Origin of the sequence: Nocardioides stalactiti (assembly GCF_014180715.1) — a bacterium.
Classification (GTDB): domain Bacteria; phylum Actinomycetota; class Actinomycetes; order Propionibacteriales; family Nocardioidaceae; genus Nocardioides; species Nocardioides stalactiti.
The window spans coordinates 629-27,508 of record NZ_JACEFC010000053.1 but is presented as its reverse complement, the minus strand read 5'-3'; the positions used below and the strand labels follow the sequence as shown (position 1 = coordinate 27,508).

The 26,880-nt window shown below is 70.9% G+C and carries 27 protein-coding genes; 20 read left to right on the top strand and 7 right to left on the bottom strand.

Going from position 1 to position 26,880, the window contains the following annotated elements; translation table 11 throughout:
* From H0487_RS12255 to H0487_RS12230, 6 genes are all read left to right on the top strand, one after another.
* A partial coding sequence (locus H0487_RS12255; protein ID WP_183094513.1) for an acyl-CoA dehydrogenase family protein occupies nucleotides 1–1,586 on the top strand: 1,586 nt, incomplete at its 5' end.
* Entirely contained in the window at nucleotides 1,583–2,092 is a 510-nt protein-coding gene (locus H0487_RS12250) for an FAS1-like dehydratase domain-containing protein (protein WP_183094512.1), read from the top strand. The genes H0487_RS12255 and H0487_RS12250, both read left to right, overlap by 4 nt.
* Nucleotides 2,092–2,496 carry a Zn-ribbon domain-containing OB-fold protein gene (locus H0487_RS12245; protein WP_183094511.1) on the top strand — a complete coding sequence of 135 codons (405 nt, stop codon included), beginning with the start codon at nucleotides 2,092–2,094 and terminating at the stop codon, nucleotides 2,494–2,496. The genes H0487_RS12250 and H0487_RS12245 overlap by 1 nt, the downstream gene beginning before the upstream one ends.
* The gene (locus H0487_RS12240; protein WP_183094510.1) at nucleotides 2,493–2,879 is read left to right on the top strand and encodes a MaoC family dehydratase; all 387 of its coding nucleotides are present in this window, start codon (nucleotides 2,493–2,495) and stop codon (nucleotides 2,877–2,879) included. The genes H0487_RS12245 and H0487_RS12240 overlap by 4 nt, the downstream gene beginning before the upstream one ends.
* On the top strand, nucleotides 2,876–4,054 hold the full coding sequence (locus H0487_RS12235) for a lipid-transfer protein (protein ID WP_312855921.1): 1,179 nt from the start codon (nucleotides 2,876–2,878) through the stop codon (nucleotides 4,052–4,054). Before H0487_RS12240 ends, H0487_RS12235 begins: the two co-directional genes overlap by 4 nt.
* A gap of 9 nt (nucleotides 4,055–4,063) precedes the next feature.
* Entirely contained in the window at nucleotides 4,064–4,546 is a 483-nt protein-coding gene (locus H0487_RS12230; protein ID WP_183094509.1) for a DinB family protein, read from the top strand.
* Nucleotides 4,547–4,576: 30 nt separating this feature from the next.
* Here H0487_RS12230 and H0487_RS12225 read toward each other — a convergent pair whose 3' ends face one another.
* Nucleotides 4,577–4,939: a hypothetical protein gene (locus tag H0487_RS12225; protein ID WP_183094508.1), complete on the bottom strand. Its 363-nt coding sequence runs from the start codon at nucleotides 4,937–4,939 to the stop codon at nucleotides 4,577–4,579.
* Nucleotides 4,940–5,010: 71 nt separating this feature from the next.
* Here H0487_RS12225 and H0487_RS12220 point away from each other — a divergent pair, with 71 nt between their 5' ends.
* A complete protein-coding gene (locus H0487_RS12220; protein WP_183094507.1) occupies nucleotides 5,011–7,473 on the top strand; it encodes an ATP-binding protein in 2,463 nt (820 codons plus the stop codon).
* Here H0487_RS12220 and H0487_RS12215 read toward each other — a convergent pair.
* Nucleotides 7,394–8,311, bottom strand: coding sequence for a helix-turn-helix domain-containing protein (locus H0487_RS12215; protein ID WP_183094506.1), 918 nt, complete (start codon nucleotides 8,309–8,311; stop codon nucleotides 7,394–7,396). The two genes, H0487_RS12220 and H0487_RS12215, sit on opposite strands and share 80 nt — an antisense overlap.
* Before the next feature lie 90 nt (nucleotides 8,312–8,401).
* On the opposite strand from H0487_RS12215, the gene H0487_RS12210 reads away from it, so the two are divergent.
* Genes H0487_RS12210 through H0487_RS12200 form a run of 3 tightly spaced genes read left to right on the top strand, consistent with a single transcriptional unit; the run spans nucleotide 8,402 to nucleotide 11,051 of the window.
* Nucleotides 8,402–9,481 (top strand): TIGR03857 family LLM class F420-dependent oxidoreductase, encoded by a 1,080-nt coding sequence (locus H0487_RS12210; RefSeq protein WP_220793347.1) that lies wholly within the window; start codon nucleotides 8,402–8,404, stop codon nucleotides 9,479–9,481.
* Complete coding sequence (locus tag H0487_RS12205) at nucleotides 9,478–10,533, top strand: phosphotransferase family protein (RefSeq protein ID WP_183094504.1); 1,056 nt, start codon at nucleotides 9,478–9,480, stop codon at nucleotides 10,531–10,533. The genes H0487_RS12210 and H0487_RS12205 overlap by 4 nt, the downstream gene beginning before the upstream one ends.
* Entirely contained in the window at nucleotides 10,530–11,051 is a 522-nt protein-coding gene (locus H0487_RS12200; RefSeq protein WP_220793346.1) for an MOSC domain-containing protein, read from the top strand. Before H0487_RS12205 ends, H0487_RS12200 begins: the two co-directional genes overlap by 4 nt.
* Here the strand turns inward: H0487_RS12200 and H0487_RS12195 are convergent.
* The 3 genes from H0487_RS12195 to H0487_RS23880 all read right to left on the bottom strand — a co-directional run bounded on the left by H0487_RS12195 (nucleotide 10,981) and on the right by H0487_RS23880 (nucleotide 15,126).
* Complete coding sequence (locus H0487_RS12195) at nucleotides 10,981–11,730, bottom strand: dienelactone hydrolase family protein (RefSeq protein WP_183094503.1); 750 nt, start codon at nucleotides 11,728–11,730, stop codon at nucleotides 10,981–10,983. The two genes, H0487_RS12200 and H0487_RS12195, sit on opposite strands and share 71 nt — an antisense overlap.
* Before the next feature lie 40 nt (nucleotides 11,731–11,770).
* On the bottom strand, nucleotides 11,771–13,780 hold the full coding sequence (locus tag H0487_RS12190) for a fatty acid desaturase (protein WP_183094502.1): 2,010 nt from the start codon (nucleotides 13,778–13,780) through the stop codon (nucleotides 11,771–11,773).
* A gap of 83 nt (nucleotides 13,781–13,863) precedes the next feature.
* Nucleotides 13,864–15,126, bottom strand: coding sequence for a PucR family transcriptional regulator (locus H0487_RS23880; protein ID WP_183094501.1), 1,263 nt, complete (start codon nucleotides 15,124–15,126; stop codon nucleotides 13,864–13,866).
* Nucleotides 15,127–15,238: 112 nt separating this feature from the next.
* Here H0487_RS23880 and H0487_RS12180 point away from each other — a divergent pair, with 112 nt between their 5' ends.
* Complete coding sequence (locus H0487_RS12180) at nucleotides 15,239–15,928, top strand: DUF4396 domain-containing protein (RefSeq protein WP_246383440.1); 690 nt, start codon at nucleotides 15,239–15,241, stop codon at nucleotides 15,926–15,928.
* 12 nt (nucleotides 15,929–15,940) lie between these two features.
* On the opposite strand, the gene chsH3 is transcribed toward H0487_RS12180, so the two are convergent.
* Both chsH3 and kstD read right to left on the bottom strand, forming a co-directional pair.
* On the bottom strand, nucleotides 15,941–16,819 hold the full coding sequence (chsH3, locus tag H0487_RS12175; protein WP_183094500.1) for an enoyl-CoA hydratase ChsH3: 879 nt from the start codon (nucleotides 16,817–16,819) through the stop codon (nucleotides 15,941–15,943).
* On the bottom strand, nucleotides 16,819–18,519 hold the full coding sequence (gene kstD, locus H0487_RS12170) for a 3-oxosteroid 1-dehydrogenase (protein ID WP_183094499.1): 1,701 nt from the start codon (nucleotides 18,517–18,519) through the stop codon (nucleotides 16,819–16,821). The genes chsH3 and kstD overlap by 1 nt, the downstream gene beginning before the upstream one ends.
* A gap of 35 nt (nucleotides 18,520–18,554) precedes the next feature.
* Here kstD and H0487_RS12165 point away from each other — a divergent pair, with 35 nt between their 5' ends.
* The 9 genes from H0487_RS12165 to H0487_RS12125 are packed head-to-tail and all read left to right on the top strand — an operon-like array spanning nucleotide 18,555 to nucleotide 26,684.
* Nucleotides 18,555–19,361, top strand: coding sequence for a 2-keto-4-pentenoate hydratase (locus H0487_RS12165; RefSeq protein ID WP_312855920.1), 807 nt, complete (start codon nucleotides 18,555–18,557; stop codon nucleotides 19,359–19,361).
* Nucleotides 19,362–19,366: 5 nt separating this feature from the next.
* Complete coding sequence (locus H0487_RS12160) at nucleotides 19,367–20,269, top strand: acetaldehyde dehydrogenase (acetylating) (protein ID WP_183094498.1); 903 nt, start codon at nucleotides 19,367–19,369, stop codon at nucleotides 20,267–20,269.
* Between the two features lie 15 nt (nucleotides 20,270–20,284).
* The gene (gene dmpG / locus H0487_RS12155; RefSeq protein WP_183094497.1) at nucleotides 20,285–21,388 is read left to right on the top strand and encodes a 4-hydroxy-2-oxovalerate aldolase; all 1,104 of its coding nucleotides are present in this window, start codon (nucleotides 20,285–20,287) and stop codon (nucleotides 21,386–21,388) included.
* Between the two features lie 57 nt (nucleotides 21,389–21,445).
* Nucleotides 21,446–22,627: a 3-hydroxy-9,10-secoandrosta-1,3,5(10)-triene-9,17-dione monooxygenase oxygenase subunit gene (hsaA, locus tag H0487_RS12150; protein WP_183094496.1), complete on the top strand. Its 1,182-nt coding sequence runs from the start codon at nucleotides 21,446–21,448 to the stop codon at nucleotides 22,625–22,627.
* Complete coding sequence (gene hsaD / locus H0487_RS12145; RefSeq protein ID WP_183094495.1) at nucleotides 22,627–23,520, top strand: 4,5:9,10-diseco-3-hydroxy-5,9,17-trioxoandrosta-1(10),2-diene-4-oate hydrolase; 894 nt, start codon at nucleotides 22,627–22,629, stop codon at nucleotides 23,518–23,520. Before hsaA ends, hsaD begins: the two co-directional genes overlap by 1 nt.
* Nucleotides 23,521–23,526: 6 nt before the next feature.
* Nucleotides 23,527–24,426: an iron-dependent extradiol dioxygenase HsaC gene (gene hsaC / locus H0487_RS12140; RefSeq protein ID WP_312855919.1), complete on the top strand. Its 900-nt coding sequence runs from the start codon at nucleotides 23,527–23,529 to the stop codon at nucleotides 24,424–24,426.
* Nucleotides 24,427–24,445: 19 nt separating this feature from the next.
* Nucleotides 24,446–25,108 carry a flavin reductase family protein gene (locus H0487_RS12135; RefSeq protein WP_246383438.1) on the top strand — a complete coding sequence of 221 codons (663 nt, stop codon included), beginning with the start codon at nucleotides 24,446–24,448 and terminating at the stop codon, nucleotides 25,106–25,108.
* A 35-nt stretch (nucleotides 25,109–25,143) separates the two neighbouring features.
* Nucleotides 25,144–26,142 carry a trypsin-like serine peptidase gene (locus H0487_RS12130; RefSeq protein ID WP_183094494.1) on the top strand — a complete coding sequence of 333 codons (999 nt, stop codon included), beginning with the start codon at nucleotides 25,144–25,146 and terminating at the stop codon, nucleotides 26,140–26,142.
* A gap of 41 nt (nucleotides 26,143–26,183) precedes the next feature.
* Entirely contained in the window at nucleotides 26,184–26,684 is a 501-nt protein-coding gene (locus H0487_RS12125; protein ID WP_183094493.1) for a TetR/AcrR family transcriptional regulator, read from the top strand.
* Nucleotides 26,685–26,880 lie beyond the last annotated feature (196 nt).

Sequence of the window (26,880 nt, the reverse complement as noted above, 5' to 3'; positions counted from 1 at the left end):
ACGTGGCGGCCGCCGGCCTCGCGGTCATCGCCGCCGGCGTCCTCGCCGGTGCACGGGACCTGACCGCCGACTACGTCAAGGGCCGCGAGCAGTTCGGGCGCGCGCTCGCGCAGTTCCAGGCCGTCTCGCTGCAGCTGGCCGACGTCTACATCGCGAGCCGCACCCTCGACCTCGCTGCCGACAACGCCGTGTGGCGCGTCGCCAACGGCCTGCCGGCCGCGGACGACCTGGCCGTCGCGGGCTACTGGGTCAGCCGGGTCGTCCCGACCGCGTTCCGCACGTGCCACCACGTCCACGGCGGCATGGGGGTCGACGTCACGTACCCGCTCATCGGCTTCTCCTCCTGGGCCAACGACCTCGCCTACGCGCTCGACACCGCAGCGGGCGAGGTGCCGCTCGAGTCGGCCGACGCGAAGAACCTCGAGCTCACCGACGAGCAGCGGGCGCTCAAGGCCGAGCTGCGGCAGTGGTTCGCCGGCCTCTCCGCCGAGTTCGGCCACCTCAACGACCCGGGCGCGGTCGAGGGCGCCTGGGACCGCCACGGCCCGAGCTACACCAAGCTCATCAAGCAGATGGGTGCCGACGGCTGGATGGGCGTCGGCTGGCCGAAGGAGTACGGCGGCCACGGGCTCGGCGAGATCGAGCAGACGATCTTCGCCAACGAGGCGCAGTACCACGACGTGCACCTGCCGGCCGTGACCCTGCAGACGGTCGGGCCGACCCTGATCCGCTACGGCACGGAGAAGCAGAAGGACATGTTCCTCTCGCGGATCCTCGCCGGCGACGTGCACTTCGCGATCGGCTACAGCGAGCCGGACGCGGGGACCGACCTGGCATCGCTGCGCACCACCGCGAAGCGCGACGGGGACCACTACGTCGTCAACGGCCAGAAGATGTGGACCACCGGCGGCCACCACGCCGACTACCTGTGGCTCGCCGTGCGGACCGACCCGGACGCGCCCAAGCACAAGGGCATCTCGATCCTCATCGTCGACACGAAGGACCCTGGCTACAGCTGGACGCCGATCATCACCGCCGACGGCTCGCACCACGTCAACGCGACGTACTTCAACGACGTCCGCGTGCCCGTCGACATGCTCGTCGGTGAGGAGAACCAGGGCTGGAAGCTCATCACCACCCAGCTCAACCACGAGCGGGTCATGCTCGGCCCGGCCGGCCGGATCGAGGGTCTGCGCGACCGGGTGGTGCGCTGGGCTCAACCTCGAGGTCTCCTCGGGGATCCGGTCCTGGCGGGGCTCCTGGGTGAGGCCACCGCGATCTTCCGGATCAACGAGCTCCTCAACTGGGAGGTCGCCCGGGCCGCGAAGGAGGGCGAGGTCAGTGTCGGCGACGCGTCGTCGTCGAAGGTGTTCGCCTCCGACCACGTCCAGCACCTCAACGCCGACCTGATCGCCGCCGTCCACCGACTCGGCGATGCCGGCGACCCGGAGACCAAGGAGCTGCTCGACTACCTGGACGCGCAGGCCAAGCGCAACCTGGTCCTGACCTTCGGAGGCGGAGTGCAAGAGGTGCAGCGCGAGCTGATCTCGATGTTCGGCCTCGGCATGCCGCGGGTGCCTCGATGAGCGCGGCCCCGGACGGCGTGGACGAGCGCCACGACCGCATCATGGCCGAGGCCGAGCGGATCAAGGCGCTCGGCGAGGCGTCCGAGACGGTCGCGCGCTGGGAGGTCAACCAACCGACGATCGGCACTTGGCTCGACGCGATGGGCTACGAGAACGAGCGCTTCCTCCAGGGTGAGGCGCCGCCGTCCATGGCTCAGGTGTGGACGATGCCCGGCCTGGGGCGCAAGCGCGCGTCGGACGACCCGCTGCACTCGATGATGGAGCTGCTCACCGCGGAGGGCTTCACGGCGGTCCTCGGCACCAACACCGAGCAGACCTACGAGCGCTACCTGCGTGTGGGCGAGCAGGTCCGAGTCACCACGGCGCTGGACTCCGTCGCCGGCCCCAAGAGCACGGGCATGGGGCTCGGCTACTTCGTCACGTCGCGGAACCGGTGGTACGTCGGCGACGAGCACGTCGCGACGATGCTCTTCCGCGTCCTCAAGTTCATCCCCAAGGAGCGCTGATGGCCATCCGGCCGATGGTCAACCGGGACTCCCGGTTCTTCTGGGACGGCACCCAGGCGGGGGAGCTGCGGATCCCCAAGTGCAACGCGTGCGGCGCGAAGCGTTTCCCGCCGGGGCCCGCGTGCCAGGAGTGCGACGCCTACGACCGCGGCTACGAGGTCGCCGCCGGCACGGGCACCGTCTTCTCCTACGTCGTGCACCGGCACCCGCCCGTGCCCGGCAAGGAGCTGCCGATCCTCATCGCGCTCATCGACGTCGACGAGGGCGTCCGGATGGTCGGCGAGGTGGTCGGCGTGGCCGACGACGAGATCGAGATCGGCATGCGACTTCGGGTCGACTTCAACACGATCGACGACGAGCTGACGCTGCCGGTGTGGCGGCGGGCTGAGGAGGACGCACGATGAGGACTCTCGAGGCCGGGCAACAGATCCCCGAGTGGAGCCTGCCGATGACGCCGACGACGATCGTGAGCACGGCGATCGCGACCCGCGACTGGCAAGACGTCCACCACGACCGTGACGTCGCCCAGGCAGCCGGGTCCAAGGACATCTTCATGAACATCCTGACCACCAACGGGCTGGTCGAGAAGTTCGTCGCCGACTGGGCCGGGCACGACTGCGAGCTCAAGGGCATCGCGATCCGGCTCGGTGCGCCCGCGCACCCGTACGACACGCTGACGTTCAGCGGCTCGGTCACCGAGGTCGCCGACGGGATCGCGACGATCGCGATCGTCGGCAAGGTGTCGCTCGGCGACCACGTCACCGGCACGGTCAAGGTGGCGGTGTGAGCGGGGTGAGCGGCCTCAGTGGCAAGGCGGCCATCGTCGGGATCGGCGCCACCGAGTTCTCCAAGGAGTCCGGGCGCTCGGAGCTCCAGCTCTCCGTCGAGGCGGTCCGTGCAGCGATCGCCGACTGCGGCTTGTCGGTGTCCGACATCGACGGCCTGACGACGTTCACGATGGACACCTCCTCGGAGATCGCCGTCGCGCGTGAGCTGGGGCTGCCGGAGCTGAAGTTCTTCTGCCGGATCAACTACGGCGGTGGTGCCGCCTGCGCGACCGTGCAGCAGGCGGCGATGGCCGTCGCGACGGGTGTGGCTGACGTCGTCGTCTGCTACCGGGGCTTCAACGAGCGCTCCGAGTCCCGCTTCGGCCAGGTCTCGATCGCGGCAGCGACCCAGGTCAACACCAACGGCCTCGACAACGCGTGGACCTACCCGATGGGGCTCGGCACGCCGGCGGCCACCGTCGCGATGCAGGCGCGCCGCTACATGCACGAGTACGGCGCCACGTCGGAGGACTTCGGGCGGGTCGCCGTCGCCGACCGCAGGCATGCCGCGACCAACCCGAACGCGTTCTTCTACGGCAAGCCGATCACGCTCGAGGACCACCAGGCGTCCCGGATGATCGCCGACCCGCTGCACCTGCTCGACTGCTGCCAGGAGAGCGACGGCGCCGTGGCGCTGGTCGTCACGTCACCCGAGCGCGCGAAGGACCTCGCCCAGGAGCCCGCCGTGATCACTGCCGCGGCACAGGGGAGCGGCCGCGACCAGTTCGTCATGACGTCGTACTACCGCGACGACATCGGTATCCCCGAGATGGGCGTGGTCGGTCGCGAGCTCTGGAGGCAGTCCGGGCTCACTCCCACCGACATCCCGATGGCGATCCTCTACGACCACTTCACGCCGTACGTCCTCATGCAGCTGGAGGAGCTCGGCTTCTGCGGCCGTGGCGAGGCGCCGGACTTCGTGAAGGACGGGGCGATCGAGATCGGCGGTCGGCTGCCGCTCAACACGCACGGCGGTCAGCTCGGCGAGGCCTACATCCACGGCATGAACGGCATCGCCGAGGGCGTCCGCCAGATCCGTGGGACGTCGGTCAACCCGGTCGACGACGCGCACCACGTCGTGGTCACCGCCGGTACCGGCGTGCCGACGAGCGGTCTGGTTCTCTCGGCCTCGTAGCCTGAGCGCGTGAGCGACCACCCGGACTTCACCGCGCCCGAGCGGAAGACCCTCGTCGACCTCCTCGCAGGCAACCGCGCGGAGATCCTCGAGCTTCTCGACGGACTGACCGAGGAGGAGGCGCGGCGCAGCCTGGTGCCGTCGCTGACCACGCTGCTGGGGCTGGTGAAGCACGCCGCGTTCGCCGAGCAGGTGTGGTTCCACGTCACGCTCACCGGCCGTAGTCGGGCCGAGGTCGGCGTGCCGGACGACATCGACGACAGCTTCCGGCTGGCGCCCGACGACACCATCGCCTCGGTCGCGGAGAATTTCCGCCGGGTGTGTGAGGAGTCCGACCGGCTGAGCTTCGACCACGACCTCGACAGCGTGGTCGAGCACGCCCGCCGCGGGCCGGTCAGCCTGCGCTGGATCTACGGACACATGATCGAGGAGCTCGCCCGCCACGCCGGGCACGGCGACATCCTGCGCGAGCAGGTCCTCGCGGACCGCTGACGCCGACCTGACCCGAGCAGCGAGCGCCCGCTACCGACTCGTCCGACGGTGGACGTCGAGCGCGACGATCGCGAGGGAGGTCGCCGCGGCGAGCACTGCCGTGCTGCGAGGAACCGACCGGGTGGAGAAGGCGTGCCAGAACACGACCTGGTCGAGGGCCTGGAGGTGACCGAAGGCGGCGATGGCGGTGGAGTCGCCCTGCGCTGCCCGCGCCGTCAGGTAGAGGTTGCGCGCGGCGAAGAGGCGCCAACCCATGAGGCCCGGCCCGGTGATCTCCTCGGCCGGGATGCCGAACACGCGTTGAAGAAGGGCGGGCGCCACCATCGCGGCCGCACCTACGCCGCCACCGACCGCGATCATGGCGTTCTGCGAGTGCTGCGGGGTCCAGGTCATGGCGGAGTATCGCAGAGACGCGGGGGATGGCTCCCTTGTGCGGCGGGGTCGTCCTGCGCTGCACTTCCGGTATGGCGCGCCGTCTGCCCCGCGGTCGGGTGACCTTCGCGTTCGTCGACGTGGTGGAGAGCACCAAGACGTTCGCGGAGCACGGTGACGCCTTCGTCGCGGCGCTGGCGGTGCTGCAGGACCGGGTGGCGTCGCACACGGAGGCCGAGGGCGGGGTCGTCGTGAAGACCGAGGGGGACGGGGCGTTCCTCGCCTTCCCCGACGCGCAGGGGGCGGTCGACGCCCTCGTCGCGCTCCAGGCGGAGCTCGCGGAGGTGCCGGACGACGTCGTGCCCCGGCTGACCGTCCGCGCGGGCGCGCACACCGGTGACGCCGTCCCGGTGGCGGACGACTACGTCGCGCTCGCGGTCAACGTCGCGGCGCGGGTGACATCGACGGTGAACGCCGGGCAGGTGGTCGTGTCGGCGGCGACCCAGAGCGAGCTGGACGCGCCGCGCGGCGTCTGCGTCGGCGACTACGACCTCAAGGACGTCGCCGACCCGGTCGAGCTGTGGCGGCTGTGCGGCGCCGCGACGCCGCTGCGCGGCTCGCCGTCGCGGCGGACCAACGTGCGGATCCCGGTCACCGGGTTCGTCGGCCGGGAGCGCGAGCTCGCCGAGCTGCGCCGACTGGTCGAGGAGCGTTCGTTGGTCACGGTGCTGGGGACCGGCGGCCTCGGCAAGACCCGGCTGGTCTCCGAGCTGCTGCTCCAGATCGCGGCCGGCTTCAAGGGCGGAGCCTGGCTCGTCGAGCTCGCGACCTTCAGCACGGGGGACCAGGTGCCGGCAGCGGTCGCCGAGGTGCTCGGCATCGCCTCCACCGAGGTGGCCGACCTGGCGACGGAGCTGCGCCGACGCGACGACGTGATGCTCGTCCTCGACAACTGCGAGCACGTCCTCGACGCGGTCGCCGACCTGGTCGCCGACCTCGAGGAGGCCTGTCCGCGACTGCGGCTGCTCTGCACCAGCCGGGAGGCGCTCCAGGTCGCCGGCGAGCACGTCTGGAGGCTCGGCCCCATCGACGGCCAGGCTGCCCGGATCGAGCTCTTCAGCCAACGGGCCTGGGCCAGTGGTGCCGTGCTCAGCGACGAGTCGGCCGGCATGGTGGACCGGCTCTGCAGCGCGCTCGACGGCCTGCCGCTGGCGATCGAGCTCGCCGCGACCCACGCCGGCTCGACCACCCTCGAGGAGCTGGTCCGGATTGCCGAGGACGGCACGGACGAGCTCGCGCGCCGCGGAGGTCAGCACCGTCAGCGCAGTCTCGACGCGGTGCTGTCGTGGAGCCTGGACCGCCTGCCCGAGGCGCGCCGTCGTTCGCTCCTCGTCCTGTCGGTGCTTCCCGGGAGGTTCGATGCGGGGATGGCGGCCACCGTCCTCGGCGCGGTCCCGGGGTGCGAGACCGACGCCGTGCGCGGGCTGGCTCGGGGGAGCCTCATCGACCTGGACGGCGAGAGCTACCGGATCCTCGACACCATCCGGCATGCGGCACGGCGCCGGCTGGCGGCCGAGGCGGATCTCGCCGAGGGTGCGCGGCGTGGTCTCCGGGCGTGGGCGCTCGCCAACGCGGCCACCGACTACCGGGTGGCGCGGCACTGGCACGACGTTCCTGCCGACGACGTGCTCGCCCTCGAACAGGCCTTGGCGGAGGCCCTCGACGACGGTGCGCCAGGGATGGGACAGGTCTGGGAGCGACTGCGGGCGATCACCTACGAGCGGGACCCGAGCGACCGGCTGGTCGCCCTCGCGGATCGGGTCGCCGACTGGCCGCCACCCGTCACCAGGGACGACACGCTCTGCACCGTCAGCGCCCTCGCGATCCGTCAGCTCGCCGGGCGGCCGCCGCTCCCGCAGGACCAGGTCGAGGCGCTCTGTTCGGCGGCCGACAGTCTCGGTGTCTACTTCGCGGCCGCGAGCTTCCACTACCACCTCGTGTGGCACTACACGGCGCTCGGCGACGTCGCGGCGGCGCGCCGGCACACCGAGGCCTACCTGCCGTACGCGGAGAGCCCGGCCGCGCACCCCATCGAACGCCGTGCGATCCACAGCCTCCGTGGCTGTGTGGCCACGGCCGCGGGGGACTACGAGGAGGCACTCCTCCACTTCGAGCGCGAGCTGCTCGAGGCGGCGCTGATGGAGAGCGACATCGACGTCGACGTGTGCGAGGCCAACGTCGCCGAGGCGCTCCTCGACCTCGGGCGGCCCGAGGAGGCCCTGCCGCACGCTGCGACCGCCGTCCGGATGGCACCTACCCCCGGACCCAGCCGGCGGGCCCTGCTCACCACGCTCGCCCGCGTCCACGCCATGCTCGGCGATGACGAGGCGGCTCAGGCGACGGTGCTGGAGATCGAGACCGAGCTGATCGCCTCGGGACGTTCCTCGACCCAGGTCACGACCGAGCTCGAGGAGGTCAGCCGTGCCGTGCAGGTGCCGGCGTGGGACGGCGGGAGCCAGGACCCGCCTCGTCCGCCGTCGCGACGGATCGACTGACCGTGTCCGCGGCGGCGCGGACCAGCGTCTTCGCGCGGTGCAGCTCACGGGCCCCGATGGTCCGGAGCGGGTGGACCACGAGCGCGATCGTCATCTGACCGTCGGCCGCGACCACCGGGGCGGCGACCGATGTCACCGGTTGCGGATCGGCCGGAGCCCGCCGCTGCCGTCGTCGCCCGCGGACGACCTCGTCGACGACGGGTCGGACCATCCGTCGCAGGTCGCCGGCCATGGTGCCGGCTGCGGACGCCTCGAGGAGCGGCGCGGCCTGCTCGAGGACCGGGCTCATCCGCTCGACCAGGACACCGTCGCTGCGTGCCTGGTCGAGGAAGGCGCCGTACGACGTCGCAGCGGGGCCGGCCACGAGCCCGTTGCGGAACCATTCCGATCGTTCCTCAGGAGACGACCAGGCCGCGAACAGGCTGCCGTAGGGAGCCGCGTAGGTCACCTGCTGGCTGAGCACCGGGCCGCGCGGATCGGCCGGATCGACGATCGACGCATACATGGTGCGGTCGACGAGCTCGATGACCGATGCGGTGTAACCGGTCGTGCCGCACAGGCCCCGCGCTGCCTCGAGGGCGCGGGTGGCCGCGCCACGCTGCTCCGCGGCGGCGCGGGCGACCGGCGCGAGACCGGGGCCGAGGCGCAGGGTCCGACCATGCGGCGCCCGCACGACCCAGCCGCGCTGGCACAAGGCGTGCACGATCGCATGACAGGTCGCCCTCGACAGGCCGAGCTCGCGGGCGACGTCGGCCGCGCGCAGGTCGCCGCCGCGGGACGCGATCAGGTCGAGGACGTCCAGGACCCGGGTGGTCGGGGGTGAGCCTTCTCCTGCCACTCCGTGATCCTAGGCCCAGGATCGTTCGGATATTCGAACAATGTCCACGAAGCGTCGTCTCCGCGACGGGGCATGACTAGCGTCCGGCCCATGTTCCCCGAACTGGGCTTCTACGGACTCGCCGGCCACGCCGCCGACCCGCGCGCGCTCGTCGACGAGGTGCAGGAGGCCGAGCGGATCGGTCTCGGCGCGGTCTTCCTCTCCGAGCGCTTCAACTTCAAGGACGCCGCCGTGATGTCGGGGGCGGCCGCTGCGGCGACGAACCGGATCGGCATCGCGACAGCGGCCACCAACCACAACACCCGACACCCGCTGGTGACCGCGACCCTGGCCACGACCGCGCACCGGATGAGCCGCGGTCGGTTCGCGCTCGGCCTCGGCCGCGGGTTCGACATGCTGTTCGACCTGATGGGTGTCCCGCGGATCACCAACGCCCAGCTGGCCGACGCGATCGCCGTCCAGCGGCGGCTGTGGGCGGGAGAGCGCTTCGACCACGACGGGCCGTCGGGGACCTACCCGTTCCTCTTCCTCATGGACGAGGACATCGCCGAGGACATCCCCGTCCTCATGGTGGCGCTCGGCCCGAAGGCGCTGACCCTCGCCGGGGGGATCGCGGACGCGGTCGTCCTGCACACGTTCATGAGCGAGGAGGCGGTCGCGCGGAGCGTGGCGACAGTCCGTGCCGGGGCCGAGGCCGCCGGACGCGACCCCGCTGCGGTCCGGGTGTGGGCGTGCACCGCGGTCGTCGAGGACTCACTGCCGCACGACGTGGTCCTCAAGAAGACCGTCGGCCGGCTCGCCACCTACCTCCAGGGGTACGGCGACCTGCTCGTCCGCATCAACGGCTGGGACCCCGCCGCCCTCCAGCGCTTCCGCGAGGACCCGCTCGTCACCGGCTTCTCCGGAGCGTTCGACGCGGCGGCGACGCCCGACCAGCTCGAGCACCTCGCCGAGAAGGTGATCCCGGCCGAGTGGCTGGCCTGCGCGATCACCGGGCCTGCGGCGGCGTGCGCCCAGCAGGTCGCGGACTCGTTCGCCGCGACCGGGGTGGACAGCGTGATCCTGCACGGCTCGACGCCGGGTCAGCTGGCGCCGGTCGTCGCCGCGTACGGCGCGGTGCGGCCGGCCGGGCAGCGCGAGCTGCCCCCCAACCCGGGCCGGACGGCATGAGCGCTCCGCTCCCTGTCGTCACCCCTGAGGAGCTGACGCGGACCTGGCTCAGCAGCGCGCTCGGCCGCGAGGTCACCGGCGTGACGGCGACGCCGGTCGGCACCGGCCAGATGGGTGCCTGCTACCGGCTGGACCTGAGCGGCGACGCGAGCCTGCCCGCGACCCTGCTGGCCAAGCTCCCCACCATCGACCCCGCGGGCCGCGACTTCCTGCACGGCTCCTACGCCATCGAGGTGACCTTCTACCGGGACCTGCTGCCGACCCTCGACGTGCGCGCGCCCGCGGCGTCGTACGCGGCGATCTCCGACGACCCCGCGCAGCGCGGAGTGTTCACACTGCTGCTCGACGACCTGGCGCCGGCCGAGCAGGGCGACCAGATCCTCGGCTGCACGCCCGACCAGGCGCGGGCCGCCGTCGAGAACGTCGCCGGCCTGCACGCACCGCGGTGGGCCGACCCGACCCTGCTCGACGTGGACGGACTGTCGCTGCCCGGCCCCGACGACGCAGACCTCCTCGATGCGGTCTTCGGGGGCGCCGTCGACACGACCCTGGCCCAGCTCGGTGGACTGGTGGGCGAGGACGACGCCGCCCTGCTCCGGGCCGTCGCGCCCTACGCCGGCCGTTGGTCGACCGCACGCCTGGACCGGTTCGGGCTCGTGCACGGCGACTACCGGCTCGACAACCTCATGTTCCACGACGACGGCCGGGTGTGGGCCGTCGACTGGCAGACGCTGTCGGTCGGGCTCCCCGTCCGTGACGTCGCGTTCCTGGTGGGCACCGGGTTGGAGACCGATGCCCGCCGTGCCCACGAGCGTGACCTGGTGGCGGCGTACCACCGGCGGCTCGTCGACCTGGGTGTCTTCGGGTACGACGCCGACACCTGCTGGGAGGACTACCGGTTCGGCCTTCTCCAGGGACCCCTGATCGCGGTCCTCGGCTGCGCCTACAGCAGCACCCGCACCGAACGCGGCGACCGGATGTTCGGCGTGATGATCAGCCGCTCCATGCAGGCGATCCGCGACCTGGGGACGCTGGAGATACTGGGGGCGTGACCCCGCCTCCCGTCGAGATCGTCTCGATCCATGTCGCCAAGGGCTCCCGGCTGCCGATGCAGGCCAGGGAGCGCGTCGAGGTCGAGGCCGGCAAGGGGATCGTGGGGGACCGCTACCACGGCACCAAGCACCGGCACGTGACAGTGCAGAGCCGGGAGAGCCTGGACGAGGCCGCCACGGTGTTCGGTGCCGAGGTGCTGTCGAACCTGACCCGCCGCAACGTGACGATCAGCCACGGCGTCGTGCCGCGCGATCCGGGGACCCGGATCCGGGTCGGGGACGTGCTGCTCGAGGCGGTGCGGGTGGCGGCACCGTGCAAGCTCCTCGACGACACGATCGGTCGCGGCGCGCAGGAAGCGCTCAGGCGCCGGGCCGGGACGGTCTTCCGGGTCCTCGAGGGCGGCTCGATCGCCGTGGGGGACCCGGTGGACCTCGAGGTGGAGGCGCTCAGCCTGCCAGCTTCTCCCGGAGGAACCCCAGGACCCGGTCCACGCCCTCCTGCTGGCGATGCAGCGTGACGGTGGAGTGCTTCGCCCCCGGGAAGTCGACCCGGAGGAACGCGTCGCCGAGCTCACGGTCGAGTGTGTTGAACCGGCTGCCGGTCATCGGGTCCTTCGCGTACTGGAGCCCGAGCACCTCGCAGCCGCCAGCGGCCCGCTTCTTCACCACGTCGAGGTCCGCGGGGGACAGCCCCAGGTCCCGCGACTGCTTCGGCGACATCGCGAACGGCACCGACGGCTGGCACAGCACCGGCGCCGCGATCGCGTCGTCGACCATCATCCCCAGCGCGAACCCGCCGGTGAAGCACATCCCGATCGCCCCGACCCCTGGTCCGCCCGTGTCGGCATGGAGGTCGCGCGCGAGGCTCCGCAGCCACCCCGACACCGGTGAGGTCTGACGGGTCGCCAGCGCGACGAACTCCCGGCTGACGCACAGCCTGCTGATCACCTTCGACACGTACAGCGGCCCGATCCGCTTCCCCGGCGTACCGAACAGGTGGGGGAGGACCACGGTGAAGCCCGCCGCCACCACCTCTTCGGCGAACCCGATGAACTGCGGCGTCATCCCCGGCACCTCGTGGATGACGATCACCCCGGGACCCGAGCCCTTGCGGTACGTCGGGAACGTCAGCGACTCCCCGTCCAGGTCGTCAGCCGTGTGCTCGCCGAGGGCCCAGGACGCCAACAGATCCGTCATACCCAGAAACTAGTGGCTCCGCAGTGAACAGCGACGGACGTCAGGCGTCGTAGTCGACGGCGACGGAGGGTGTGGTCGGGTGCGACTGGCAGGTGAGCACGTAGCCGGCGTCCACGACGGCCGGTGGGAGGGCGAAGTTCTGCTCCATCGCGACCGAGCCCAGCAGGACCTTCGCCTTGCAGGTGCCGCACGCGCCGCCCAGGCAGGCGTACGGCGCCTCCAGCCCGGCCTTCAGGGCCGACTCGAGGACGGTGTCGCCGGCCGCGAGCGAGACCTCGTGCTGACGGCCGTCCAGGGTGACCGCAACCTCTGCCGGGATGAAGTCGTCGGCGACCGTGGGCCTCTGGTAGCCGTGGAAGAGCTCCACGTGCACGTGGTCCGGCTCGGCGCCTCGATCGAGGAGCAACGCGCGCAGGTCGGTCACCATCTCGACCGGTCCGCACAGGAACCACTCGTCCACCGAGCTCACCGGCAGGTCCCCGTCGAGCCAGTGCCCGAGCTTCGGACGGTCGACGCGGCCGCGCAGATGGGCGGGGTGCCGCGGGTCGCGGGAGCGCACGTGGATGATCCGGAGCCGGTCGGCGTAGCGCGCCTCGAGGTCGTCCAGCTCCTCACGGAACATCGTGCTGTCGGCGTCCCGGTTGCCGTAGACCAGGGTGAAGCGACTCTCGGTCTCGACGGCGAGGGTCGTCTGGAGGATCGACAGCGCGGGGGTGATGCCGCTGCCGGCGACGATCGCCACGTAGCTTCTCGCGGCGAGCGGATCAAGCGGCGTGCCGAACGAACCGGTCGGTGTCAGCAGCTCGAGGGTGTCGCCGACCCGGAGCTGCTCCATCGCGAAGGTCGAGAAGGCGCCGCCGGGGATGTGCTTGACGGCGATCGCGAGCGTCTCGGACGTGGCTGAGGAGCAGAGGGAGTAGTTGCGCCGTACGCCTTCTCCGCCGAGGTCGGTGCGAACCGTGACGTGCTGGCCGGCCTCGAAGGAGAACTGGTCGCGCAGGTGGGCGGGCACGTCGAAGTGGATCAGGACGCTGTCGTCGGTCAACCGGTCGACGCCGGCGACCGGGATCGTGTGGAACCTCGCGGCACGGGCGGAGGAGCGCTTCGGCATCCGGACGGGCAGGAGGCGCGCCAGCTTGCCGTTCAGCCGCTTCCACTCGCGGTACTCGTCGGAGTCGAGCTGTTGGCCGAAGGCGGTGCCGATCGCAGCATCGCGCTCCAGGTAGGCCTCCTCGTTGCGTCGCCAGGTGGCGACGTAACGGTGGAACGGGATCGAGGGGTGGAGGTGGTGGACGAGGTGGTAGTTCTGCGAGAGGAGGAGCGGCGTGAGGATCCATTCGGACCCGACGCGGTTGCGGGTGGCGCGGTAGCGGTTCTCCTGCTGGGTGTCCTCGAGGTCGTGGTGCGGCAACCAGTCGAACCACCAGGCCAGGACGAACACGGCGACGCGCGCGGGGATCAGGTACAGCACGGCCAGCGTCCACAGGTGTCCGGTGAAGGCAGAGGTGAGGACCACGGTGACAGTGGCGCCCATCAGGAAGGCGGTCTCCAGCACCTCGGCGCGGGGACGGCGCTTGACGTTGCGCACCAGGAAGGCCAGGTACGGCAGGTCCATCAGCGGGAACCTGAAGGGAAGCTGCCACCAGGGGGCGCCGCTGACGAAGTGGTCAGGGTCGTTCTCGTCGTCGTTGGTGTTGCGGTGGTGCTCGATGTGGATGAACGCGAAGGACTTGAACGAGATCAGCGGCGAGACGAAGAGCATCGCGACCCGACCGAAGGCGACGTTGACCCAACGGTGGGTGCTCACCGAGTAGTGCGCGGCATCGTGCAGGACGGTGAACAGCACGAAGATCGCGCTCGCGGTGAGCAAGATCGTCGCGGGGGCGGGGAGCCGGTCGGTCACCGCCGCCCACGTGGAGAACGCGAAGACCGCGAGCGCCCCGCTGAAGATGCCGACAACGGGCCACGAGATCGCCGGGATCAGCTCGCCGGGGTCAGGAAGCGCGTGGCGCGAGGCGGCTGGCGTGGGCTGCTCGGTGATCGCTGTCATGTCGTTCAAGGTACGAACGGCGAGGCACGCGTGATAGTGGTGCCGAGCCCACGCCCGTGTGCGCGCAGCACATGCCCTTCCCGTCAGCCGGGTTCCGAGGTGAGCACCACCGAGCCGAGCACGTGGACCAGCCGCAGGGCCGCGTGGAGCTCGGCAACACGGTCCGTGGCGGGACGCCCTCGACGTTCCTCGGCCCGGCGCACGCGCTGCAGCACGGTGTTGCGGTGCACGCCCAGCTCCTCGGCGGCCGCTGCCAGCCCGCCCTGGGCGTCCAGCACGGCCAGCAGTGCCCGTCGTTCCTCATCCTCCCGGCGCCCCGCGACCGCGAGGCCGCCGAGCTCGGACACGACGAAGCCCCGGGCAAGGTCCAGGTCGCCGCTCATGGCGTCCACCAGCGCGATCTCGGCGTACGACGTCACCGGACCTCCCTGGCCGGAGAGCTCGATGATCCGCCGGCCGCGCTGCGCCTGGGCGTGCGAGTCGCGGAAACCGCCAGGACCCGGCGCGGGCGTGCCGATGGAGACCCGGACCGACGTCGGGACCTGCTCGACCAACGGCGTGAGGTCCGCCGGCGGGACAGCAGGGGCGCGTGCGGTCGAGACCCAGCCCGACAGCGCCTGGGCGCCGTCCGAGACGAGCAAGGGGTGGGGGGAGCCCAGGTGCGCGGCGATCGCCGAGCCGACGCGCGCGAGGTCGGTGTCGTCGCGCTCGGTCCAGCAGACGAAGGCCGTCTGCCATCCGGTGAGGCGGTGGGACAACGTCCGCTCTGCGCGCGCGAGGTCGATCGGGTCGCCCGCGACCAACGCGCGGACCGCGTCGGTCCGGGCAGCACGGACGCGGTTCTGCATCCGGTCCAGCTCGGCGACGTACTCGGCGGCGACCTCGCTCGAGATGCGGTCGATGTAGGCGAACCCGTAGCGCTGCAGGTCAGCCACCACCGCCAGTGCGAGGACAGGATCTGCGACGGAGCCGGACACCCCGGTCAGGATGCGTTCGGTGAAGTAGGCGTGCCCCATCCGGTAGAAGCGCAACATCACATCGACGCTGTAGCCGCGGGCCGCCATCGCGCGCGCATGCTCCAGCGCGGTGACCGGAGCCGTCGCGGCGCTCACGTCGATACCGTGCCGGACCATCGACAGCACTGCCTCGAGGTTCGACGAGCACGACCCGAGCGTGAGGCCGCGGAGATCGTCGTCGGCGCCGGCCTCCGGGATCCGTTCGAGGAGGTAGCCGAACATGAGATCGGCGTGCGACGACACGTCCCCCAACAGCTCCGCGGCGGTACGGCGGAGCTCGATCGCCACGGACTCGGGAAGGTCCGACGACCCACCCGCGCGCACACCCATTCCCGGAGCCTATCGAGGGTCACGCCACCAAGGGGCCGGCCAGGTGCGGAATACCCTGGGGGGGTATATAGTTCGGACAACAGACCCGACCACCGATCAAGGGAGGACCCTCATGACCGAGCACGCGCACCACGCGCACGGTGACCACGGCGCGCACGGCCAGGCGCTCGCCACGCGCGGCGACCACGAGGCGCACGACCGCGGCATCAACGCGATGGCGGTGAGCGCCACGCTGCACTGCCTGACCGGCTGCGCCATCGGTGAGGTGCTGGGTCTGATGATCGGCACCGCGGTGGGACTGTCCACGGGCGCCACGATCGCGCTCGCCGTGAGCCTGGCCTTCCTGTTCGGCTACGCGCTCTCGACCCTGCCGCTCGTGAAGTCCGGGATGGGCCTCGGCGCCGCGATCACGCTCGTCTTCGCCGCCGACACCCTCTCCATCGCCACGATGGAGGTCGTCGACAACCTGGTCATGGCCCTCATCCCCGGGGCGATGGACGCCGGCCTGGTCAACCCGGTCTTCTGGATCGGCATGCCCATCGCGCTCACGGTGGCGTTCTTCGCGGCCCTCCCGGTCAACCGGTACCTGCTGCGGCGAGGCAAGGGGCACGCCCTGACCCATGAGCACCACGGTGCGGACGGTCCGGTCGTCGGAGCCCGCCGCTACATCCCGTCACTGTCGACGGGAGTCCTGATCGCCGTCATCGCGGCCTTCATGGTCGGTGGGTTGACCGTCTCCGTCGCCGACGAGCTGACCGACGACGCCCCGGCGCACAGCGCGCCGCCAGCGCCGCACGGCTGACCGGACAGGCCCTCAGGCGAGCGTCACGACGCAGTCCGCGAGCACGGGGGAGCCGTGGCGCTCGCCTCCGGAGATCGAGGCGGAGGCGATGATCTGGTCGCCCTCGCGCCAGCCGGACACCGCGATGGTCTCGCTGGGGAACACGACACCGGCGAAGCGGGCGGTGAAGCCCCGGACCAGGCTGGCGTCGCCGCCCAGCAGGCCGTCGGTCAGCTCGCGCAGGACGATGCCGTAGGAGCACAGGCCGTGCAGGATCGGCGCCGGGAAGCCGGCACCCTTCGCGAAGTCGGGGTCGGCGTGCAGCGGGTTGCGGTCGCCGCACAGGCGGTAGAGGAGCGCCTGCTGGGGCGTCACGTCGTACGACGTCACCAGGTCGGGCTCGCGCTCGGGGAGCACGACCGGGTCGGCGGTGCCGCGGTCGCCGCCCCAGCCGCCCTCGCCCTTGACGAAGATGGACGACTTGACCCGCCACAGCTCCTCGCCCGACGGCGAGGTCGCCACGCCCTCCTGCCAGATGACGGCGGCCTTGCCCTTGTCCCAGATGTCGGTGAGCGTCGTGACCAGGGTCGCGGTCCCCGAGGTCGGGATCGGGCCGGTGACCTCGACCGACTGGGCGCCGTGGACGACCTGGGCGAGGTTGATGTCGCAGCCCGGCAGGTCCAGCGGCGGCGGGTCGGTCTCGTGGAACGTCGGCACCACGACACCGAAGGACGGCAGCACCTGGAGTGCCGGGCCGTCGAGGGTGTAGCGGAGCGCGTCGGTGGAGAGGTTGTCGCCCTTGCGGGAGCCGGCGCCCACGCCGAGGTGGTAGAGCAGCACGTCGGACTCGCCCCACGAGAACGTGGTGCGGGCGGTCTCGGACCCGATGGCGACGGCGGGATCGATGGGCATCAGGAGGTCTCCTCGGCGTTCGCGATGTCCTCGGCGGCCAGGTAGCCGAAGACGAGGGCGGGGCCGATGGTGCCGCCCGGCCCCGGGTAGGTGTTGCCCATGACGGCGGACGACACGTTGCCCGCAGCGTAGAGGCCACCGATGACCGAGCCGTCCTCGCGCAGCACGCGCGCCTTCTCGTCGGTGACCAGGCCGCCCTTGGTGCCGAGGTCGCCCGGGACGATCTTGACCGCGTAGAACGGGCCCTTCTCGAGCGGGGCGAGCGAGCAGTTCGGCTTCACCTTCGGGTCGGAGTAGTACTTGTCGTACGCCGACTCGCCGCGGTGGTAGTCCTCGTCGACGCCGGTCCGGGCGAACCCGTTGAAGCGCTCGACGGTCGCCTCGAGCGAGCCCTCCGGCAGGCCGACCTTCTCGGCGAGCGCGGACAGGGAGTCGGCGCGGGTCACGACGCCCTCCTTGTACCAACGGCCCGGGAACGGCTGCCGGCCCGCGACGCCCGCGAACAGGTAGCGGTTGCGGTAGGTCTGGTCGAAGACGAGGTACGACGGCACGTGGCTCACGCCGGTCGCCTCGCCCTTGTAGATCTCGTGGGTGGCCTCGACGTAGGGGAGCGCCTCGTTCATGAAGCGCTGCCCGGCGGAGTTCACCATGATCGAGCCGGGCAGGTTGCGCTCGGCCAGGCAGAACCAGGCGCGGCCGGGGAGCGGGATCGTCGGGCCCCACCAGGCGTCGTCGAGCAGGTCGGTCGCGGCGCCGGCCGCGGTGCCGGCGAGCAGTCCGCCGCCGGTGTTGGACGGGGCGCCGGTCGACCACTCGCTGGAGGTCGGCTGGGGCAGGAACTTCTCGCGGAGCTGCTGGCTGTGCTCGAAGCCGCCGGACCCGAGGATGACGCCGCGCCGGGCGCGGACCTCCGTGCGCACGCCGTCCCGGGTGACGACCACGCCGACGACCCGCCCGCCCTCGACGAGCAGGTCGCTGAGGTCGGTCTCGTAGTGCACCGGCACGCCGGCATCGACCAGGCCCTTGCGGAGTCCGATCGCGATCGCGTTGCCCATCGCGAACATCTTGCGGCCCAGCACCAGTGACACCAGGCGCATCAGCATGACCTTGAGCATGATGAGCGGGCCCTTGATGGTGCGCAGGCCGAGACTGAGCTTGCGGTAGTCCCGCTGCATGACGATCAGGTTGGCCGGGGCCTTGGTGTAGGCCGGGTGCAGCCGGTCCAGCTCCTTGCCGAGGAAGCGCGCGTCCATCGGGACGGCCTCGACGCTGCGGCCGCGGGGGCGCCCGCCCGGCTGCTCGGGGAGGTAGTCGGCGTACTCGGGCACCCAGACGAACCGCAGCGGCGTCGTCTCCTTGATGAAGTCGAGCACCTCCGGGCCGCGGTCGAGGTAGGTGTCGCGCCGGACCTTCGGCACCGTGTCGCCGACGATCGTGTCGAGGTAGGTCCGGGCGGCCTCGAGGTCGCCGTCGTCGACCTGCTTGGCCGCCTTCAGCGCATAGTTGCCGGGGATCCAGACGCCACCGCCGCTGCGGGCGGTGTTGCCGCCGAAGTAGGCGCTCTTCTCGATGAGCACCGTGTCCAGGCCGCGGCTCGCCGCGGCGAGCGCGGCGCTCATGCCGGCGCCGCCGGCACCGACCACCACGACGTCGACCTCGGCTGGAAGAGGGGCCGGAATGTCCGGCGTAGCACCCGTCATGGCACAAAACTGTAACAGGTTCTAGTATTGCTCCTGTGATCTCCCAGGACGCGATCTCGGCAGCGGTCGAGCGGCTCGCCACGGCCCAGGAAACCAGGGTCCCGTGCGAGCCCGTCCGCGACCTCATCGGCACCGACGACCTGCCCGCGGCGTACGCCGTGCAGCAGGGTCTGGTGCAGGCGCGGATCGCGGGCGGGGTGAGCGTGGTCGGCCGCAAGATCGGCGCGACGAGCAAGGCGGTCCAGGACCAGCTCGGCGTCGACCAGCCCGACTTCGGGTACCTGCTGAGCGACATGGACGTCAGCTACGGCGTCGACGGGACGCCCATCTCGATGCGGACCCTCGTCCAGCCGCGGGTCGAGGCGGAGGTGGCGTTCCGGCTCGCGACGGACATCGCTCCGGACACCGAGGAGGAGATCACCCTCGAGGCCGTCCGTGCTGCCGTCGACGTGGCGCTGCCCGCGCTCGAGATCGTCGACTCGCGCATCGCCGACTGGAAGATCGGCTTCACCGACACCGTCGCCGACAACGCCTCCAGCGGCCTGTACGTCGTCGGCACCGACGGCCGGAAGCTCGATGAGGTCGAGCCACGTGACGTGGTCATGTCGCTGACCATCAACGACGAGGAGCGCTCGGCCGGCAACGGCGCCGCCTGCCTCGGCGACCCGCTCGAGGCGCTGCGCTGGCTGGCCGTCCAGGCCTTCCGCTTCGGCGACCCGCTCCGCGCGGGCCACCTGATCCTGTCCGGGGCCCTCGGCCCGTTCGTGCCGTTCGCCCCGGGTGACCGGGTGACGGCGTCCATCAGCGGCTTCGCGCCGCTCGCAGTGCAGTTCGAGGAGTGAACGACGTGAGCAAGAAGGTGACGGCGGCCATCGTCGGCCCCGGCAACATCGGCACCGACCTGATGTACAAGCTGCTCCGCAGCGACGTCATCGAACCGCGCTGGATGATCGGCGTCGACCCGGCCAGCGAGGGCCTCAAGCTCGCGGCCGACAAGGGCCTGGTCTCCACCCACGAGGGCGTCGACTGGCTGCTCAAGCAGGACGAGCTGCCCGACCTGCTCTTCGAGGCCACCTCGGCCTACGTGCACAAGGAGTACGCCCCGCGCTACGCCGAGGCCGGCATCCGCGCGATCGACCTCACGCCTGCGTCCGTCGGCCCCGCCGTCATCCCGCCGGTCAACGGCGAGGAGCACGTGGCGGCGATGAACGTGAACATGATCACCTGTGGCGGCCAGGCCACCATCCCGATGGTGGCCGCGGTCCCCCGGGTCACCCCGGTGTCGTACGCCGAGATCGTCGCGTCGGTCTCCAGCGCCAGCGCCGGCCCCGGCACCCGCGCCAACATCGACGAGTTCACCCGGACGACGGCGGCCGGCGTGGAGACGATCGGCGGCGCCGAGCGCGGCAAGGCGATCATCATCCTCAACCCCGCCGAGCCGCCGATGATCATGCGCGACACGATCTTCTGCGCCGTCGACCCCGACGCCGACACGGACGCGATCGCCGAGTCGATCCACGCGATGGAGCGGGCCGTCCAGGAGTACGTGCCGGGCTACCGGCTGCTCCAGGAGCCCCAGTTCGACGGACCGTCGGACTTCACGCAGGGGATGCGCCGGGTCTCGATCTTCGTGGAGGTCGAGGGCGCGGGCGACTACCTGCCGCCGTACTCCGGGAACCTCGACATCATGACCGCCGCGGCGACGCAGGTCGGTCAGCACATCGCCCGCTCGATCCTCGGCCAGAACTGACGACGGAGTACTGACATGACGACGTTCGCTGACCTCAACAAGCTTGAGCGGACCTGGTCCGGCACCCACGGCGACGAGCCGTTCGGCAAGCTCGACCTCCGCCTCACCGACACCTGCCTGCGGGACGGGTCGCACCACAAGCGGCACCAGTTCACCTCGCAGGAGGTCGAGGACGTCGTGCGCGCCCTCGACGAGTCCGGTATCCCGATCATCGAGGTGACCCACGGTGACGGCCTCGGCGGCAGCAGCTTCAACTACGGCTTCTCCAGGACGCCGGAGCAGGAGCTCATCAAGATCGCGGCCGAGACGGCCAAGCGCGCCAAGATCGCGTTCCTGATGCTGCCGGGCGTCGGCACGAAGGACGACATCCGTGCCGCGCAGGACAACGGCGGCCAGATCTGCCGCATCGCGACCCACTGCACCGAGGCGGACGTCTCGATCCAGCACTTCGGACTGGCCCGCGAGCTCGGCCTGGAGACCGTCGGCTTCCTCATGATGAGCCACACCCAGTCGCCGGAGGTGCTGGCGAAGCAGGCCCGGATCATGGTCGACGCGGGCTGCCAGTGCGTCTACGTCGTCGACTCGGCCGGCGCGCTCATCATGGAGCAGACGGCCGACCGGGTGTCCGCCGTCGTCGCCGAGATCGGTGGCCAGGCCGACGTCGGCTTCCACGGCCACGAGAACCTCGGACTCGGCGTCGCCAACACCGTCGCTGCGGCGCGGGCCGGCGCGACGCAGATCGACGGCAGCGTCCGGCGCTTCGGCGCCGGCGCGGGCAACACGCCGCTGGAGGCGTTCATCGGCGTCTGCGACAAGCTCGGCTGGACCACCGGCGTCGACTTCCTCAAGATCGTCGATGCGTCCGAGGACGTCATCAAGCCGGTCATGCCCGACGAGTGCCAGCTCGACCGGATGACGCTGATGATGGGCTACGCCGGCGTCTACTCCAGCTTCTTGAAGCACGCCGGCAACGCTGCCGAGCGGTACGGCGTCTCCGGCGCCCAGATCCTTCTCGAGGCGGGCAACCGCAAGCTCATCGGTGGCCAGGAGGACCAGCTCATCGACATCGCCCTGATGCTCAAGGCGAAGCAGGACGCCGACGCGGGCGCCAACGCGTGACTAAAACTAGAACGTGTTCTAGTATGGATGCATCGAACTTCCTGACAGGAGCTCCCAATGAACCGATCTGCTGAGGTCCAGGCCGTTCTCGACGGCGTCACCGACCTGCTTCCCACCTTCCGCGAGCGTGGCGAGGAGGGCGAGCGCCTGCGCGTGGTGCCCGAGGCGTCGATCAAGGAGCTCGAGGAGACCGGCTTCTTCCAGCTGCTGCAGCCGAAGCGCTACGGCGGCTTCGAGGCCGACCCGGTCGACTTCTACACCGCCGTGCGCGACATCGCGTCGGCCGACGGCTCGACCGGCTGGGTCTCCAGCGTGGTCGGTGTCCACCCGTGGCAGGTCGGGCTGTTCGCCGACGAGGCGCAGCAGGCGGTCTGGGGTGAGGACCAGATGGTGCGCCTGAGCTCGTCGTACGCCCCGACCGGCAAGGCGGTCCTCACCGAGGGCGGCTTCATGCTCTCCGGCAAGTGGAGCTTCTCCTCGGGCTCGGACCACTGCGGCTGGGTGCTGCTGGGTGGCCTGGTCTTCAACGAGGAGGGCAACGTCGTCGACTTCCGCACCTTCATGGTCCCGCGGGAGAAGTACCAGATCGTCGACGTGTGGAACGTCGTCGGCCTGCGCGGTACCGGCTCGAACGACATCGTCGTCGACGAGGTCTTCATCCCCGAGGCGTTCACGCTCTCGATGGGGGAGACCGGCCAGTGCAAGGGCCCCGGCCAGGAGGTCAACACCAGCGACCTCTACAAGCTGCCGTTCCACTCCATCTTCACCGGCACCATCACCACGCCGATCATCGGCATGGCGAAGGGCGCCTACGCCGAGCACGTCGACATGCAGCAGAAGCGGGTGCGCGCCGCCTACCTCGGGGAGAAGGCGTCGCTCGACCCGTTCGCCGCGGTCCGCATCGCGCGGGCGTCCTCGGAGATCGACGCGGCCTGGGCGCTGCTCGTCAACAACATCCGCGAGGAGCAGGCGCACGTCGCCAAGGGGGAGAAGATCCCGCTCGAGCTGCGGCTCCGTGTCCGTCGCGACCAGGTGCTCGGCACCGCCCGTGCCATCGAGGCGATCGACGCGCTGTTCGAGGCGTCCGGTGGGCGGGCGCTCGCCGAGGGCACCTACCTGCAGCGGGTCTGGCGCGACGCCCACGCGGGCCGCGTCCACGCCGCCAACGACCCCGAGCGCGCCCTGCAGATGTACGGCGCCCAGCAGTTCGGCCACAAGGTCGATCCCGGGATGTACTGATGACCCCTGGTGTCATCGCGAAGGAGGATGTCCGCCGTTCTGCGAAGGCCGGCGACATCACCCTGAACTACTACGAGGCGGGGGAGCCGACCGAGGTCGGCGCCGGACTGCCGTTCGTGCTGCTGCACGGCGGCGGGCCGGGCGCGTCGGCCTGGAGCAACTTCGGCTCAGCGCTCCCGCGGTTCGCGGAGAACTTCCGCACCCTCCTCGTCGACCAGCCCGGCTTCGGCCAGTCCGACAAGCCGCCGGTGGGTGCCAACTACTTCCGGCACTCGTCCGACTACCTGGTCAAGCTCCTCGACGAGCTCCAGATCGAGAAGGTCCACCTGCTCGGCAACTCGCTCGGCGGCGGTACGGCGACCCGGTTCGCGCTGTCCTACCCCGACCGGGTCGGCCGGCTGGTCCTCATGGGCCCGGGCGGGCTGTCGCTCAACCTGTTCCACGCCGACCCCACCGAGGGCGTCCAGCGGCTGATGGACTTCAGCATGGACCCCACGCGGGAACGGCTGCGGGCGTTCATCTCGAGCATGGTCGTCAACCAGGCCCTCGTCACCGACGAGCTGGTCGAGGAGCGGTTCGCCGACGCGACCGCGCCGGGCTCGATGGAGGCGATGCGCTCGATGGGCGCGTCGTTCTGGAACCCCGAGTGGGCCGAGGACGGCATGCTCTGGCGTGAGGTCCACGCGATCCGCAAGCACACCCTGCTGACGTGGGGCCGCGAGGACCGGGTCAACCCGCTCGACGGGGCCCTCGTCGCGCTCAAGCAGATCCCGAAGGCCCAGCTCCACGTCTTCCCGAACTGTGGGCACTGGGCCCAGATCGAGGCCGCCGAGGAGTTCGCGAAGGTCTGCACGACCTTCCTGGCGGGCCACGTCGAGCGAAAGAAGGCGTGACCAACAGTGACGATCGACATCAAGTCCATGGGCTACGTCCGTGTGGCCAGCACCGACCTCGGCGCCTGGAAGACCTTCGCCGGCAAGGTCCTCGGCCTGGCCGAGGGCCGCGGGCCGAACCCGGAGCACCAGTACTGGCGCTTCGACGAGGTCTCCGCGCGCATCGTGGTGTTCCCCTCCGACGTCGACCAGCTCGAGTGCACCGGGTGGGAGGTCGCCGACCACCAGGCGCTCCAGGCCGCTCGTGAGCACCTGCAGAAGGCGGGCGTCGACTTCGAGGAGGGCACCAAGGACGAGCTCGACGAGCGTCGGGTCCAGGAGCTGGTCCGCTTCCGCGACCCGTGGGACAACGTCTTCGAGCTGTTCCACGGCATCACCTACGAGTCGCGGCCGGTCGTGACGCCGTACGCCGCGAAGTTCGTCACCGGCGACCAGGGCATGGGCCACATCGTGGTGCCGGTGCTCGACGACGTCGAGGCGCTGCGCTTCTACACCGAGGTGCTCGGCTTCCGGCTGCGCGACTCGATGAGCATGCCGGGCGAGTTCGTCGGCAAGGAGCCGGGCAGCAAGATCTGGCTGCGCTTCCTCGGCGTCAACCCGCGCCACCACTCGCTGGCGTTCCTGCCGATGCCCAACCCGGCCAAGTGCGTCCACATCATGCTCGAGGTCGACGAGCTCGACCACGTCGGTCGCGCGCTCGAGCGGGTCAAGAAGAACGGCGCCAAGCTGTCGGCCACGCTGGGCCGCCATATGAACGACGAGATGGTGTCGTTCTACGTGAGGTCGCCCGGCGGGTTCGACGTGGAGTTCGGCACCGAGGGCCTGCGGGTCGAGGACCAGAAGTGGGTCGCCCGTGAGTCCACGGCCGTCTCGTACTGGGGCCACGACTTCGGTGGCGGAAGCTGAGATCGATAGCGTGACCAGCATGTCGCGGGAAACGTCGCACCAGGTGCCGGAGGGGGAGATCCCCGACGGGATGAGCCCTGACGCGCGCGAGACCTGGCCGCACCCCGCCCTGATCGACCACTGGCTCGGCGACGCGGAGATCGACTTCGAGTTCCGCCCCGGCGAGGACGTGCCGGTCGGCGACGACCCGGCGGCTCAGGCCGCGGCCCGTCGCTTCCGCGACGTCCTCGGCACCTTCGCGTCGGGCATCACCGTCATCACCACGATCAGCAACGGTGAGCCCGTCGGGATGACCTGCCAGTCGTTCTCCAGCGTCTCGCTCGACCCTCCGCTGGTGCTGTTCGTCCCGGCGAAGTCGTCGCGCGCCTGGCCGCTCATCCAGCGGGCCGGCCGGTTCTGCGTCAACATCCTGGCCGCTGACCAGGAGAGCATCTCGAACCAGATGGCCAGCAAGGGCGCCGACAAGTTCGCGGGCATCGGCTGGACGCCGGCCGAGGTGACCGGCTCGCCGGTCATCAGCAGCTCGCTGGCGCACTTGGACTGCACCATCCACACGGTCCACGAGAGCGGTGACCACTACATCGTCATCGGGCGGGTCGAGCACCTCGAGACCTCCGACCGCGAGGACGTCGTCGAACCGCTGCTCTACTACCGCGGCCGCTACCGCACCACCGGTTCCTGAGGGTCCGTTCGTCCACGGAGGTAGAGTCGCACCGCATGGGGTCACTGCGTAGTTTCGTCGGTCTTGCCGTGGGTGCGTTGGTCGTGGGGACGCTGTCGAGCGTCTCGCCGGCGACCGCCGCTGACGACGCGTCGGAGGCTGCCGCCCGCCCGACCGCACCCGCCCGGGTGGTGGCCGGTGCCCGTTCTCAGCGCACGCCCGCCGAGATCCGCGCCTACTGGACGCCGGAGCGGATGGCCGCCGCCGTGCCGATCGAGGAGCTGCTGCCGGACCTGCTGGGCGGAGTGCTCGGGAGCGCGACCGGCGACCGTGACAGGGCTGGCGACCGGGCCGGTGCGACGGATGCGCGCGGCGAGGTCGTCCGGGCGCCGCGCTCGACCGGCAAGCTGTTCTTCAACGTCGACGGCGCCGACGCAGTCTGCACCGCCTCGGCGATCGACACCCCCAAGGGCAACCAGGTCATCACCGCCGGCCACTGCGTCCACACCGGGCCGAACCCGGGCGGGCTGCTGCCCCCGCCGCCGCACTTCTACAGCGACTGGGTGTTCGTCCCGCGCTACCGCAACGGCGCCGCGCCGTTCGGCCGCTGGGTGTCGGACAAGCCCTTCGTCTTCGCCGGCTGGGCGGAGGAGGAGGCGTTCAAGTTCGACCAGGCGATCATCACCTTCCGTCGGCTCGAGCGGCGACGTCTGGTCGACGTGGTGGGCGGCAACGAGGTCGTCTGGGGCAACGACCAGCGCCAGTGGGGCACTCGGATCTGGGGCTGGCCGGCCGAGTCGCCGTACGACGGCGAGACCTCGAAGCGCTGCGACGGACGCACCGTCCGGTTCGAGGAGTCGGCGGACGCGGCGATGTACGACTGCGACCTGACCGGCGGCGCCAGCGGCGGTCCGTGGTACCTCCCGCGCGGGCGCACGGACAACACGGGGCGGATCTGGGCCATCACCTCGCGTCGGGTCATCAACGACCCGATCCTGCTCGCGCGGCCGATCCCGAGTGAGATCCGTCGCATGATCCGCACCGCCAACAACTGATCCGCGCGATTTCGGTCCGGGGCTGGGAGACTGGTCCCCTCATGCGCAGCCTCGACCCCACCGAAGACTTCGCCATCCAGCTGGTTCGCCGGTTCGTGGTGCTCTGCGAGCACCCGCGCTCGCGCAGCCGGATGCTGCGGATCGTGGCGCGCTCCAGCCAGACCGAGGACGCGCCGCGGGTCTTCAAGTGGCTCAACCGGGCGTTGATGCTGCCGGGGATGCGCCGCGGTCGCCGTCCGATGTCGGCGATGAAGTGGGAGCTGGTCGCCTCCCAGCTGTTCGGGATGGCGACGATGCGCTACCTCCACGAGCTCGAGCCGATGGCGTCGGCCGACCGCGAGGTCGTGATCGCCATGACCGCGGCCGGCGTGCTGGCGGTCCTCCAGGGCCCGGACGAGATGTTCACCGCCCTCGTCGTCGAGGACGAGGAGGACCTCACCGACCTCGGTGAGCTCGAGGACCTCGAGCAGGTCGTCGACGTCCCCGAGCTGACCTCCCGCCCGGCGCCCGCCGGCGGCTCCGCCCTGCGCCGCGCGCGTTAGGTCTGCGGGCGTCCGCCCGGCTCCGGGGTCACTGATTTCCTCGACGTCCAGCGCAGGCGGTGATCTCGGGTCATCATGCTGCGGTGAGGGAGTCAGCGGACGGGTCGGGGTGTGGGTCGGCGTGTGAAGCGTCGTGCGGGTCAGGAGCGGCCGGCATGTCGCGGCGTGCCCTGGTCGGCACGGCGTCGATGGCGGC